Annotated in this window: 12 protein-coding genes; 11 read left to right on the forward strand and 1 reads right to left on the reverse strand. The window is 72.9% G+C overall.

Annotation, left to right across the window (positions count from 1 at the left end; translation table 11 throughout):
• The 11 genes from CKO43_RS13295 to CKO43_RS13345 all read left to right on the forward strand — a co-directional run.
• A partial coding sequence (locus CKO43_RS13295) for a nickel-dependent hydrogenase large subunit (protein WP_200378940.1) occupies positions 1 to 898 on the forward strand: 898 nt, incomplete at its 5' end.
• Positions 891 to 1,232, forward strand: coding sequence for a hydrogenase maturation nickel metallochaperone HypA/HybF (locus CKO43_RS13300; RefSeq protein WP_200230577.1), 342 nt, complete (start codon positions 891 to 893; stop codon positions 1,230 to 1,232). The genes CKO43_RS13295 and CKO43_RS13300, both read left to right, overlap by 8 nt.
• An 18-nt stretch (positions 1,233 to 1,250) precedes the next feature.
• Complete coding sequence (hypB, locus tag CKO43_RS13305; protein WP_200378941.1) at positions 1,251 to 2,195, forward strand: hydrogenase nickel incorporation protein HypB; 945 nt, start codon at positions 1,251 to 1,253, stop codon at positions 2,193 to 2,195.
• Positions 2,192 to 3,289 carry a Kae1-like domain-containing protein gene (locus CKO43_RS13310; protein WP_200378942.1) on the forward strand — a complete coding sequence of 366 codons (1,098 nt, stop codon included), beginning with the start codon at positions 2,192 to 2,194 and terminating at the stop codon, positions 3,287 to 3,289. The genes hypB and CKO43_RS13310 overlap by 4 nt, the downstream gene beginning before the upstream one ends.
• Positions 3,289 to 3,510: a HypC/HybG/HupF family hydrogenase formation chaperone gene (locus tag CKO43_RS13315; protein ID WP_200378943.1), complete on the forward strand. Its 222-nt coding sequence runs from the start codon at positions 3,289 to 3,291 to the stop codon at positions 3,508 to 3,510. The genes CKO43_RS13310 and CKO43_RS13315 overlap by 1 nt, the downstream gene beginning before the upstream one ends.
• Positions 3,507 to 4,706, forward strand: a complete 1,200-nt coding sequence (gene hypD / locus CKO43_RS13320) for a hydrogenase formation protein HypD (RefSeq protein ID WP_200378944.1) — start codon at positions 3,507 to 3,509, stop codon at positions 4,704 to 4,706. Before CKO43_RS13315 ends, hypD begins: the two co-directional genes overlap by 4 nt.
• A 43-nt stretch (positions 4,707 to 4,749) precedes the next feature.
• On the forward strand, positions 4,750 to 5,802 hold the full coding sequence (gene hypE / locus CKO43_RS13325) for a hydrogenase expression/formation protein HypE (protein WP_200230585.1): 1,053 nt from the start codon (positions 4,750 to 4,752) through the stop codon (positions 5,800 to 5,802).
• A 242-nt stretch (positions 5,803 to 6,044) separates the two neighbouring features.
• On the forward strand, positions 6,045 to 7,850 hold the full coding sequence (locus CKO43_RS13330; protein WP_200378945.1) for a WD40/YVTN/BNR-like repeat-containing protein: 1,806 nt from the start codon (positions 6,045 to 6,047) through the stop codon (positions 7,848 to 7,850).
• 133 nt (positions 7,851 to 7,983) lie between these two features.
• On the forward strand, positions 7,984 to 9,474 hold the full coding sequence (locus tag CKO43_RS13335; protein WP_200378946.1) for a sigma-54-dependent transcriptional regulator: 1,491 nt from the start codon (positions 7,984 to 7,986) through the stop codon (positions 9,472 to 9,474).
• The gene (locus CKO43_RS13340) at positions 9,471 to 10,487 is read left to right on the forward strand and encodes an NADH-quinone oxidoreductase subunit B family protein (protein WP_200378947.1); all 1,017 of its coding nucleotides are present in this window, start codon (positions 9,471 to 9,473) and stop codon (positions 10,485 to 10,487) included. Before CKO43_RS13335 ends, CKO43_RS13340 begins: the two co-directional genes overlap by 4 nt.
• 14 nt (positions 10,488 to 10,501) lie before the next feature.
• A complete protein-coding gene (locus CKO43_RS13345) occupies positions 10,502 to 11,956 on the forward strand; it encodes a nickel-dependent hydrogenase large subunit (protein WP_200378948.1) in 1,455 nt (484 codons plus the stop codon).
• A 10-nt stretch (positions 11,957 to 11,966) separates the two neighbouring features.
• Here CKO43_RS13345 and CKO43_RS13350 read toward each other — a convergent pair whose 3' ends face one another.
• Positions 11,967 to 12,701: an HAD-IA family hydrolase gene (locus tag CKO43_RS13350; protein ID WP_200378949.1), complete on the reverse strand. Its 735-nt coding sequence runs from the start codon at positions 12,699 to 12,701 to the stop codon at positions 11,967 to 11,969.
• Positions 12,702 to 12,708 lie beyond the last annotated feature (7 nt).

Here is a 12,708-nt window from a genome sequence, read left to right on the forward strand (position 1 = left end):
GTTCACGCTGTGTGCACCGGCGCACGAACTCGCCGCGCGCGCCGCGCTGGCCGCGGCCGGCGCCGGCCCGGCGCCGGCCGACGGCGGCCTGGCGCTGTTCGCCTCGACCGTGCGTGAACACCTGCTGCGCCTGTGCCACGACTGGCCGTGCCGTCACGCGCCGGGTGCGGCACCCGACCTGCCCGCGCTGGCCGCCGCGGCCCCGCTGTGGGCGCCCGGCGGCGGCGCCGACCGCGGCGCGCTGCTCGCCGGCTGGCTGCGGCAACACCTGGCGGTGCCGGCCGACTGGCTGCGTCGCGGCACCGACGCCGAGCGCATCGCCGCCTGGTGCGAACACAACCCGACACCCGCCGCCCAGGCGCTGCGCACGATGCGCGGCCGCGCCCAGGCGCTGGCGACACCGGCGGCTCCCGGCGTGCTGACGCTGGCGGCGCTGCCCGAGATCGCACGCCGCCTGGGTGCCGAAGCCGGCTACGCGCTGCAGCCGCGACTCGACTCCGGCGTGCCCGACACGGGGCCCTGGTCACGCGCCGCCGACGGCGCTGCGGCGCCGGTCAACGCCTGGGAACGACTTGCGTCACGCCTGGTCGACCTGGTGCGCCTGGCCGCCGACCCCGGCCGGCTGGCGCAAGGCGCGACGGCGCTGGACGCCGGCACCGGCCTGGCCTGGGCCGAAACCGCACGCGGGCTGCTGCTGCACCGGGTGCGGGTCGAAGACGGCCGCATCGCCGACTACCGCGTGCTCGCACCCACCGAATGGAATTTCCACGCCGACGGCGTGCTCGCACGCACGCTGCAGGCGCTGGCGCCCGAAGACGGCGACGATGCCGAACTGCTGGCGGCGGCTTTCGACCCCTGCGTGCCGGTGCGCACGCTGACAGAGGCGCACCATGCATGAAGTGAGCCTGGCCGGCGGCATCCTGCGCATCGTCGAGGACTGCGCGGCGCGCGAACGTTTCGAGCGCGTGACGCTGCTGCGCCTGTCGGCCCCGGCGCTGGCCGGCGTCGAGGTGCGGGCGCTGCGTTTTGCGCTCGAATCGATGGCCCCGGGCACGGCGCTGGAAGGTGCCCGCGTCGAGATCGACGAGCCGCCGGGCCAGGCCTGGTGCCTGGACTGCGGCTGCGGCGTCGAGATCCCGGCCCGCGGCCAGCCCTGCCCGCGCTGCGGCGGCTACAAGCTGCAGGTCACCGGCGGAACCGAACTCAAGGTCATCGATTTGCTCGTGGCCTGAACAACGAAGGAGACGAAGATGTGTGTCGTGTGTGGCTGCTCGGGCGAGCACGCGCAAGAGGCCGGCGCCGTGGTGGCGGCCAATGGCGACCTGGACTTCGGCGCCAACGCCGCGCGTGTCTCGGTGCCGGGTTTGAGTGCCGAACGGGCGATCAAGCTCGAAGCCGACGTGCTAGGCGCCAACGACCGCGTCGCGGCGCAGAACCGCGCGCACTTCGTCGCCCACGGCGTCACGGCGCTGAACCTGGTGTCCAGCCCCGGATCGGGCAAGACGACGCTGCTGTGCGCGACGATAGCGGCGCTGCGCCGGCGCGCGCCCGAGCTCGAAATCGCCGTCATCGAAGGCGACCAGCAGACCTCGAACGACGCCGACCGCATCCGCGCCACCGGCGCGCCGGCGGTGCAGGTCAACACCGGCAAGGGTTGCCATCTGGATGCGCCCATGGTCGCGGCGGCGTTCGAGCAGCTGCCGCTGCACCGCCACCACGGCCACGGACACCACCACGACGACGAGCACCACGGCCACCATCACGATCACGGCCACGCCCACACCGAGCGCCTGCTGTTCATCGAAAACGTCGGCAACCTCGTCTGCCCGGCGCTGTGGGACCTGGGCGAAGCGGCCAAGGTGGCCATCCTCTCGGTCACCGAAGGCGAGGACAAGCCGCTGAAGTACCCAGACATGTTCGCCGCCGCGCGGCTGATGCTGCTGAACAAGACCGACCTGCTGCCGCACCTGGACTTCGACGTCGCGCGCTGCATCGAATACGCGCGCCGCGTGAACCCGGCGATCGAGGTGCTGCAGGTGTCGGCGCGCAGCGGCGACGGGCTGGACGCCTGGCTGGACTGGCTGCTGCACCTGGCGCCGCAGCCGGCGCAGGCGGCCGACGGCGACGCAGCCTTGAAACGCCGCATCGCCGAGCTCGAAGCCCAGGTGCGTGCGCTCGGCGGGCAGCCGGGATGAGCAGCATTCTGGCCACCGGCGCGTTCCTGAAGAACGTCGCCGGGCTGTCGGTCGACGGCCGGTTCACGGCCTCGGCGCTGCACGGCGACCTCGGCACGCCCGAGGCCTGCGTTGCGCTCGAAGCCTCGGTCGCGGCGCTGCTGGAGCGTGTCGACGGCCGCGTCGACGCGGTCGCGCACGACCTGCACCCCGACTTCCACAGCACCCGCGTCGCGCTGGCACTCGCGGCCGAGCTGGGCGTGCCGGCGGTGGCCGTGCAGCACCACGTCGCCCACGTCGCTGCGGTGATGGCCGAACACCGCCTCGACGGCCCGGTGATCGGCCTGGCGCTGGACGGTTTCGGCCTCGGCGACGACGGCGGCGCCTGGGGCGGCGAGATCCTGTGGGTCGACGGCGCGCAGCATCGCCGCGTCGGCCACCTGCCGCCGCTGGGCTTGCCCGGCGCCGACCGCGCGGCGCAGGAACCCTGGCGCATGGCCGCGGCAGCGCTGCACGCCCTCGGCCGCGGCGCCGAGATCGAAGCACGCCTGGCGCCCGCCGTCGGCGCGACCGCGGCGCGCACCGTCTGCAGCCTGCTGCAGCGTGGCCTGAACTGCCCGCAGACGACGAGCGCCGGCCGCTGGTTCGACGCCGCCGCCGGGCTGCTGGGCCTCTCGGTGCGCCAGGGCCACGAAGCCGAGGCCGCGATCGCGCTCGAACAGCTGGCCCGCGGCCAGGCCGACGAAGACCCGGCCGTCGCCGCGACGCTGCATGCCGGTCTCGTCGACCTGCGTCCGGTGGCCGCGCGCCTGGTCGAACTCGGCGAACGTGGCGAGGCCGCACGCGGCGCCGCGCTGTTCCACCGCGCGCTCGCCGACGGCCTGGTCGCCGCCTCGGCGGCGGCCTGCCGCGACGCCGGCATCCGCCGCGTCGTGCTCGGCGGCGGCTGCTTCTTCAACCGCGTGCTGTCGGCACGCATCGAAGCAGGGCTGGCAGCACACGACCTCGAGCCGCTGCGCCCGGCGGCCCTGGCCGACTGCGGCGACGCCGGCCTCGCGCGCGGCCAGTGCCGGGTGGCCGAACGCCGCCTGGCCGAGATGATGGAGACCACCTGATGTGCCTGGCCCTGCCCGCCCTCGTCGTCGAACGCCGCGACGGCGACGAAGCGCTCGTCGACCTCGGCGGCGTGCGCAAGAGCGTGTCGCTGGCGCTGGTGCCCGAAGCCGTGCCGGGCGACTACGTCATCGTGCACGTCGGCTTCGCGATCGGCCGCATCGACCCCGAGGAGGCGGCACGCACGCTGGCGCTGTTTGCCGAGCTGGAGGCCGGCCGATGAAATACGTCGACGAGTTCCGCGACCACGACGCCGCGCAGCGCCTGGCCGAACGCATCGCCGCCGAAGCCGACCCGGCACGCGCCTACGGCTTCATGGAGTTCTGCGGCGGCCACACGCATGCCATCGCGCGCTACGGCGTCGCGTCGCTGCTGCCGGCCAACGTGAGGATGATCCACGGACCCGGCTGCCCCGTCTGCGTGCTGCCGATCGGGCGTGTCGACCAGGCGATCGCACTCGCGCTGGAGCACAGCGCCATCCTCTGCAGCTACGGCGACACGCTGCGTGTGCCGGCCTCGGGCGGGCTCTCGCTGCTGAAAGCCAAGGCACGCGGCGGCGACATCCGCATGGTCTATTCGGCCGCCGACGCGCTGAAGGTCGCGCGCCAGAATCCGGCGCGCGAGGTCGTGTTCTTCGCCATCGGCTTCGAGACGACGACGCCGCCGACCGCGCTCGTGATCCGCCAGGCTGCGGCCGAAGGCCTGGCCAACTTCAGCGTGCTCTGCTGCCACGTGCTGACGCCGGCGGCGATCCGCCACGTGCTCGATTCGCCCGAGGTCGCGGACTGGGGCACGCTGCCGCTGGACGGTTTCATCGGCCCGGCGCACGTCAGCATCGTCATCGGCTCGGCGCCGTACGAACCGTTTGCCGCCGCCTACCGCAAGCCGGTGGTCATCGCCGGCTTCGAGCCGCTGGACGTGATGCAGGCGGTGCTGATGCTGCTGCGCCAGGTCAACGAGGGCCGGGCCGAGGTCGAGAACGAGTTCCTGCGCGCCGTCGGCCGCGGCGGCAACCCGGCGGCGATCGCGGCGATGGCCGAGGTCTTCGAACACCGCGAGAGCTTCGAGTGGCGCGGCCTGGGCACCGTGCCCGACAGTGCGCTGCGCATCCGGCCAGCGTACGCCGCCTTCGACGCCGAGCGGCGTTTCGACCTGCACTACCGGCCGGTGCCCGACCACAAGCAATGCGAGTGCGGCGCGATCCTGCGCGGCCTGAAGACACCGACCGACTGCAAGCTCTTCGGCAGCGTCTGCACGCCCGACAACGCGATGGGTTCGTGCATGGTGTCCTCGGAGGGAGCCTGCGCCGCGCACTACGCCTACGGCAGATTCAGGATCACCCCCGAAGCGCCTGCGGCGCTCCCCCTCAAGGGGGCGACGCCAGCGGCCGGGCAAAGCCCGTCCGCGGCGTCCGCTTGATGCCGCGTCGCGCCGCGTACCCGGCTGCTTTCATCCAACGCCCATGAAGTCTGACTACCAACGCCCGCTCGACTGGCGCCACGGCCGCATCGACCTGAACCACGGCGCCGGCGGGCGCGCGGCGGCGCAACTGGTCGACGAGCTGTTCGCGCGTTGCTTCGACAACGACTGGCTGCGCCAGGGTGACGACGGCGCCGCGCTGCCGGCGCTGCCGCCCGGCCACCGGCTGGTGATGGCGACCGACGGCCACGTGATCTCGCCGCTGGTCTTCCCGGGCGGCAACATCGGCTGCCTGGCGGTGCATGGCACCGTCAACGACGTCGCGATGCTGGGCGCGACGCCGCTGTACCTGGCCGCGAGCTTCATCCTCGAAGAAGGTTTTGCGCTAGCGGAACTGAAGACCATCGTCGAGGCCATGGCCGCGGCGGCGCGCGCCGCCGGCGTCGCCATCGTCACCGGCGACACCAAGGTCGTCGAACGCGGCAAGGGCGACGGCGTCTTCATCACGACCACCGGCGTAGGCGCACTGCCGCCGGGGCGCTCGGTCAGCGGTGCGAACGCGCGGCCGGGCGACCTGGTGCTGCTGTCGGGCACGATAGGCGAACACGGTGTCGCGGTGCTGTCGCAGCGCGAGTCGCTGGCCTTCGAGACCCAGATCGTCTCCGACACCGCGGCGCTGAACGGCTTGGTCGCGGCGATGCTGGCCGCCGTGCCCGACGGCGCCGTGCGGACGCTGCGCGACCCGACACGCGGCGGCCTGGCGACGACGCTCAACGAGATCACGCGCCAGTCGGGTGTCGGCATCGAGCTCGACGAAGCGACGATCCCGCTGCAGCCGCAGGTGGCCGCGGCTTGCGAACTGCTGGGCCTGGACCCGCTCTACGTCGCCAACGAAGGCAAGCTCGTCGCCATCGTCGCGCCCGAAGCCGCCGACGCCGTGCTGGCCGCGATGCGCGCCCACCCGCTGGGCACACAAGCCGTCTGCATCGGCCGCGTCGGCGTCGACGCGCAGCGTTTCGTGCAGATGAAGACGCGGCTGGGCGGGCGGCGCATCGTCGACTGGCTTAGCGGGGAACAGTTGCCGCGCATCTGCTGAAGGGCTTGGCGTGGCGCCCGCGCGTCGATCAGGCGTCGTCCTGGGCTGCACCGCATGATCCCGGCTGATACTGATACGGTCACAGCGATTCAACGTGCGACCGCACATCAACCATGCTGCATCAAGCCCCGTCCGCCCCTCCTGCCATCGAGTTTCGCAGCCGCTGGAGACCCGGTCTGGTCGCCGTCCTGGCCTGCCTGGGGCTCGGCGCTTGCGGCGGTGACTCCGGGGACGACATCGACTTGTCGCAGCCCTCGGCGAGCGCCCTGGTGCGCCTGAGCGCGGAGTCCGCCGGCACCGCCTGTGCCAATGGCGGCGTTCGGGTCGAGGCAGGCCTCGATGCGGATCTGGACGGCACGCTGGACGACACCGAGGTCACGTCCACGCAATACGTCTGCCACGGGACGGACGGTTCCGACGGTTCCGACGGTTCCGACGGTTCCAACGGATCGGACGGCGCCGACGGCACGGACGGCAGCGACGGACTCACGACGCTGGTGCGGCTGCAGACCGAAGCCGCCGGCGCGCACTGTGCCCAGGGCGGCACCCAGGTGCTGGCGGGCGCGGACGGCGACGCCGACGGCTACCTCGACGACGCCGAGGTCACGAGCACGGCCTACGTTTGCGGCGGCGCGCCGGGCAGCACCGGTGCGACCGGTGCGACCGGTGCGACCGGCTCGACGGGGGCCGATGGCGCCAACGGCCACAGCAGCCTGCTCACCTTCGCCAGCGAAGCCGCCGGCAGCCTGTGCGCCTATGGCGGGCAGAAGATCCAGACCGGCGTGGACCTCGACGACGACGGGGTCCTGGATGCGGCAGAGGTCACGTCCACGGCCTACGTTTGCAGCGCCGCCCCGGCCGACACGAACTGGATCGAGCTCACCTCCGGCCCGGTCCAGGCGGCGGCCAACACCGGTTATCTGGCGAACTCGAGCAGCGACATCACCATCACGCTGCCGCCGGCGCCCGAGGTGGGCGACTGGGTGAAGGTCACCGGCGTCGGCAGCGGCGGCTGGACGATCGCCCAGAACGCCGGGCAGCGCATCAGCACGCTCGGCCTGCCCGGAGGCCTGGCCCTGAGCTGGACCGCCACCGGGGTGAGCGGCAACTGGGCCGGCGCGGCGTCATCGTCCGACGGCAGCCGCCGCGTCGCCGTCAGCTCCTTGGGCGCCCTCTACACGACCAACGACGGCGGCGACAGCTGGATCCTGCGGGCCACCGGCCAGCCCTGGACTGCGGTCGCCTCGTCCAGCGACGGCCTGAAGATCGTCGCGGTCGCCAACGGCGGCGCGATCCACCTCTCCGGTGACGGTGGTGTCAGCTGGACCGATGACGGCTCGTCACGCGGCTGGAGTGCGGTCGCCGCTTCGGCCGACGGCAGCCGCCTGGTGGCCGCGGCCTATCTCGGCCAGATCTGGGTGTCCAGCGACGGCGGCGCCAGCTGGACGCCGAGGGCCAGCAACCGGGCCTGGCGTGCGCTGGCGTCTTCGGCCGATGGCCGCATCCTCGTGGCCGGCACCAACGGCGACCAGCTCTACGTCTCGACGGACTACGGCAGCAGCTGGACCGCGCGCGTCAGCGCCCAGTACTGGTGGGGCCTGGCGATGTCGGCCGACGGCCAGCGCATCTACGCCACCGTCGACACCGGCGCCGTCTGGACATCCAAGGACTACGGCGAGAGCTGGGAGGCGCTGACGACCAACCGCGCCTGGCGCCAGGTGGCCTGCTCGGCCAACGGGCGCCACCTCGTCGCCGCCGTGACCGGCGGCCTGCTCTACGGGTCCGACGACAGCGGCGCGACCTGGACGTCCAGTGCGAGCAGCGCCAACTGGACCGCGGTGACGAGCAGTGCGGACGGCCTTTCGCTGACGGCACTCGCCGACAGCGGCGACATCGTGCTCGGGACACGCGGTTCGGCGACAACGCCCGGGACCTCGGGCTCGATCAGCGGCGAACAAGGCGACGCGCTGCAGCTGCAGTACGTCGGCTCCGGTCTGTTCCAGCCGATCGGCTACGTGTCGGCCAGCGGGTCCTTCGATATCGAGTGAACGGCGGCCGTCGGTGAGTACCTGGCGGCGCCGCATCGATCGAAGCAGTCGGCTGCGGAAAACGCGTAAGCCAGCGCAGGCCCTTGGCCGCTAGCATGGCCCCCGGCCGCCACCTCCGGCGGCTCCCCTCCCGATGAACGCCCCCGAATCCGATCTGGCCGCGGCACGTGCGCTGGCGAACGCGAGCCGCGAGCCGCCCTGGGTGCTGGTCGTCGACGACGAACAGCGCTCGCTGGAGGCGATGCGGCGCACGCTGGACGAGGAGTTCCGCGTGCTCACGGCCCCCGACGCCGAAGCCGCACGCGGCATGCTCGAGCGCCACGCGATCCAGGTCGTGCTCTGCGACCAGCGCATGCCGGGTCTGTCGGGCGTCGAGTTCTTCAAGCAGATCCGCGAGACCTGGCCCGACGTCGTGCGCATCCTGGTGTCGGGCTACACCGACAGCCAGGACATCATCGCCGGCGTCAACGAAGCCGGCATCTTCCAGTACGTGCTCAAGCCCTGGACGCCCGAGCACCTGCTGGCGACGGTGCGCAGCGCGGTCGAAGCCAGCAGCCTGCAGCACGGGCTGCAGCGGCTGGAGCTGGACCTGCGCGCCGGCCCGCGTGCGCTGCAGCAGCGGCGCGAGCTCAAGCTGCGCGAGGTGCGCCGCGCCTACGACTTCGAGCGCATCGTGCGCGCCCCCGGCAGCCCGCTGGACGCCGTCTGCGCGCTGGCCGAACGGGTCGCACGCTACGACCTGTCGGCGCTGATCCTGGGCGAATCGGGCACCGGCAAGGAGCTGCTGGCGCGGGCCATCCACTGCGCCTCGCCGCGTGTCGCCGGGCCCTTCGTCGTCGTCAACTGCGGCGCGGTGCCCGACACGCTGCTCGAGACCGAACTCTTCGGCCACAAACGCGGCTCGTTCACCGGCGCGGTCGAGGACCGCATCGGCCTGTTCCAGCAGGCCGACGGCGGCACCATCTTCCTCGACGAGGTCGGCGACACCTCGACCGCCTTCCAGGTCAAGCTGCTGCGTGTGCTGCAGGAAGGGGAGGTGCGGCCGGTGGGTTCGTCGCGCACGCTGCCGGTGGACGTGCGTGTGATCGCCGCGACCCACCGCGACCTCGACGCCGCGATGCGCCAGGGCAGCTTCCGCGAAGACCTGTTCTACCGCATCGCCGGCGTCTGCCTGGAGCTGCCGCCGCTGCGCGAACGCCCGGGCGACATCGTCGCCATCGCCGAACAGCTGCTGGCCGACGTCTCGGCCGAACTCGGCCGCCCGGTCAGCGGCCTGGACGCCGACTGCCGTGCGGTGCTGATGGGTTATCCCTGGCCCGGCAACATCCGCGAGCTGCGCAACGAGCTGGCACGCGCGCTGGCACTCAGCGACGAGATGCAGCTGCCGGCGCGCGCGCTGTCGCGCCGGCTGCTGCAGGGCCAGACCGGTGCCGTGGCCAGCAGCGCCGCACTGCCGGCCAGCGGCAGGCTGCAGCAGCGGCTGGACGCGGTCGAGGCGATGATCCTGCGCGAAACCATGCTGCGCCTGCAGTGGAACAAGACCCAGGCCGCGGCCGAACTCGGCCTGTCGCGCATGGGGCTGCGCGCCAAGCTGCAGCGTTTCGGGCTGGAGTCGCCGACGTGAGCACACGCTCGCCCGAAACCTTCGACGTGCTGTGGCTGCAGAGCGGCGGCTGCGGCGGCTGCAGCATGTCGCTGCTGTGCGCCGACAGCAGCGACTTCCCGGCGCTGCTGGCCGACGCCGGCATCCGGCTGCTGTGGCACCCGTCGCTGTCGCAGGCCAGCGGCACCGAGGTCGTCGCGCTGCTCGAGGACGTGATCGCCGGCCGCGTGAAGGTCGACGCGCTGGTGCTCGAAGGCGCGCTGCTGCGCGGCCCGAACGGCAGCGGGCGTTTTCACCTGCTGGCCGGCACCGGCGTCGCGATGACGGCCTGGGTGCGGCGCCTGGCCGGCGTCGTGCGCCACGTCGTCGCGGTCGGTAGCTGCGCCGCCTGGGGCGGCGTCAGCGCCGCCGGCGCCAACCCGACCGAAGCCTGCGGCCTGCAGTACGAGGACGAAATCGCCGGCGGGCTGCTGGGCGCGGGTTTCCGCGCCGCCGGCGGGCTGCCGGTGGTCAACGTCGCCGGCTGCCCGACGCACCCGGGCTGGGTCATCGAAACGCTGATGGCGCTGGCCGACGGCAGCCTGGCCGCCGAAGACCTGGACGCGCTGCAGCGCCCGCGTTTCTACGCCGACCAGCTGGTGCACCACGGCTGCACACGCAACGAGTACTACGAGTTCAAGGCCAGCGCCGAACAGCCCTCGGACCTGGGCTGCATGATGGAACACCTGGGCTGCAAGGGCACGCAGGCGCACGCCGACTGCAACACCCGGCTGTGGAACGGCGAAGGCTCGTGCACACGCGGCGGCTACGCCTGCATCAGCTGCACCGAACCCGGCTTCCAGACCCCCGGCCACGCCTTCGACACCACGCCCAAACTCGCCGGCATCCCGATCGGGCTGCCGACCGACATGCCCAAGGCCTGGTTCGTCGCGCTGTCCTCGCTCGCCAAGAGCGCGACGCCGCGGCGCGTGAAGCAGAACGCGGTGGCCGACCACCTGGTCGTGCCGCCGGCGATCCGGCGCACGCGCAAATGAAGCCCGGAGCCTGAATGAGCCGGCTGATCGTCGGGCCCTTCAACCGCGTGGAGGGCGATCTCGAAGTGCGGCTGGATGTCGCCGACGGCCGCGTCGCCTCGGCCGAGGTCGTCTCGCCGATGTACCGCGGCTTCGAGCAGATGCTGGTCGGCCGCCCGGCGATGGACGCGCTGGTGGTGGTGCCACGCATCTGCGGCATCTGCTCGGTGTCGCAGTCGGTGGCTGCGGCGCGGGCGCTGGCCGCCGCGGCCGGCGTCACACCGCCGCCCAACGGCGTGCACACGACCAACCTGATGCTGGGCTGCGAAAACGCGGCCGACCACCTGTCGCACTTCTACCTGTTTTTCCTGCCCGACTTCACCCGCCCGGCCTACGCCGGCCGGCCCTGGTTCGCCGAAGCCGAAGCGCGTTTCGCCGCGCTCGCCGGCAGCCAGGCGCGGCGGGCGATCGCCGCGCGCCAGCGCTGGTTCGAGCTGCTGGGCACGCTGGGCGGCAAGTGGCCGCACACGCAGAGCATCCAGCCCGGCGGCAGCTCGCGTGCGATCGAGGCCGCCGAGCGCCTGCGGCTGCTGGCGCGGGTGCGCGAGTTCCGCGCCTTCCTCGAGCACGAGCTCTTCGCTGCGCCGCTGGAGGAAGTGCTGGCGCTGCGCGATGGCGCGGCGCTGGAACGCTGGCGCGACGCCGCCCCGCGGCGCGGCGACTTCCGGCTCTGGCTGGAGATCGCCGCCGACCTGCAGCTGCAAACGCTGGGCCCCGGCCCCGGCCGGCTGCTGGGCTACGGCGGCTTCCTGCAGCCCGACGGCAGCCATGCCTTCCCACCCGGGCTCTGGGAGAACGGCAGCGTCTCGGCGCTGGAGCTGGCGGCGATCAGCGAAGACGCGAGCCACGCCTGGCTGGCCGATTCACCCGACGGTGCGCTGCACCCCAGCCGCGGCCTGACGCTGCCCGACGCCGACAAAGCCGGCGGCTACACCTGGAACAAGGCGCCGCGGCTGGCCGGGCGTGTCGTCGAGACCGGGGCGCTGGCGCGCCAGCTGCTCGCCGGCCAGCCGCTGGTGGCCGACGTGGTGGCGCGCCAGGGCTGCAACGTCGCGACGCGTGTGCTGGCACGGCTGGTCGAGCTGGCCAGCCTGCCGCTGCTGATGGAGCGTGCGCTGGCGGCGATCGTGCCGCGCGAGCCCTTCCACCGGCCGACACGGCTGCCTGACGAGGGCGAAGGCTGCGGCCTGACCGAAGCCGCACGCGGTGCGCTCGGCCACTGGGTGCGGCTGGAGCGCGGCCGCATCGCCAACTGGCAGATCGTCGCGCCGACGAGCTGGAACTTCTCGCCGCGCGACGCCGCCGGCGTGCCCGGTGCACTCGAAGCGGCGCTGGTCGGCACCCCGGTCGCACCCGGCGAGAAGACGCCGGTCGCGGTGCAGCACGTGGTGCGTTCGTTCGACCCGTGCATGGTCTGCACGGTGCACTAGGAAGAAAGACTCAGGCGGCCGCGGCGCTGCCCTGCACCGCCTGCGCATGCCAGTCGCGCAGCTGCTGCAGGCGCACGCCTTCGAGGCTGGGCAGGTCGCCGACGGTGCCGGGGATCGTCGCCGTGCCGGTGTAGCGGCTGCGCACCAGCAGCACCGGCACGCCGGCGGCCACCGCGGCCTCGACGCCCATGCGCGAGTCCTCGACCGCCAGGCAGTCCCGGGGCTCCAGCTGCAGCCGCTCCAGCACCCAGCGGTAGATGTCGGGCGCGGGCTTCTTGTGCGGCACCGCGTCGCCGGCACCGACGACCTCGAACAGCCGGTGGCCGCGGCCGCCCAGCGTCACGTCGATCAGCTGGGTGACGTTGGCCGGCGTCGTCGTCGTCGCGATCGCCTGGCGCAGGCCGCCGGCCTGGGCTTCGTCGAGCAGGCGCAGCACACCGGGGCGCAGGCCGACGGCGCGGCGCGTCAGCAGGTCGACGTAGATCGCGGTCTTGCGCTCGTGCAGCAGCGTCATGCGGCGCAGCGCCTCGGGCGCGGCGGCGGCCTCGGGGTCGACGCGCTGCAGCCAGGCCATCAGCCGCTCCTTGCCGCCGGTGACCTTGAGCAGGTCGCCGTAGAGCTCGCTGTCCCAGCGCCAGCGCAGCCCGGCCTCCTTGAACGCGAGGTTGAACGCGACGCGGTGGCCGTGATCCTCGGTTTCGGCCAGGGTGCCGTCGACGTCCCAGAGCAGCGCCTTCAGTGTCATCTTCGCA

The sequence above is a fragment of the Rubrivivax gelatinosus genome, assembly GCF_016583785.1.
Taxonomy (GTDB): Bacteria; Pseudomonadota; Gammaproteobacteria; order Burkholderiales; family Burkholderiaceae_C; genus Rubrivivax; species Rubrivivax gelatinosus_B.

Excerpts from the sequence above, each read along its gene's own strand:
- CKO43_RS13350 (WP_200378949.1), bottom strand. The coding sequence starts at position 12,701 with ATGACACTGAAGGCGCTGCTCTGGGACGTCGACGGCACCCTGGCCGAA.
- hypB (WP_200378941.1), top strand. The coding sequence starts at position 1,251 with ATGTGTGTCGTGTGTGGCTGCTCGGGCGAGCACGCGCAAGAGGCCGGC.
- CKO43_RS13335 (WP_200378946.1), top strand. The coding sequence starts at position 7,984 with ATGAACGCCCCCGAATCCGATCTGGCCGCGGCACGTGCGCTGGCGAAC.
- CKO43_RS13310 (WP_200378942.1), top strand. The coding sequence starts at position 2,192 with ATGAGCAGCATTCTGGCCACCGGCGCGTTCCTGAAGAACGTCGCCGGG.
- CKO43_RS13345 (WP_200378948.1), top strand. The coding sequence starts at position 10,502 with ATGAGCCGGCTGATCGTCGGGCCCTTCAACCGCGTGGAGGGCGATCTC.
- hypE (WP_200230585.1), top strand. The coding sequence starts at position 4,750 with ATGAAGTCTGACTACCAACGCCCGCTCGACTGGCGCCACGGCCGCATC.
- CKO43_RS13300 (WP_200230577.1), top strand. The coding sequence starts at position 891 with ATGCATGAAGTGAGCCTGGCCGGCGGCATCCTGCGCATCGTCGAGGAC.
- CKO43_RS13315 (WP_200378943.1), top strand. The coding sequence starts at position 3,289 with ATGTGCCTGGCCCTGCCCGCCCTCGTCGTCGAACGCCGCGACGGCGAC.
- hypD (WP_200378944.1), top strand. The coding sequence starts at position 3,507 with ATGAAATACGTCGACGAGTTCCGCGACCACGACGCCGCGCAGCGCCTG.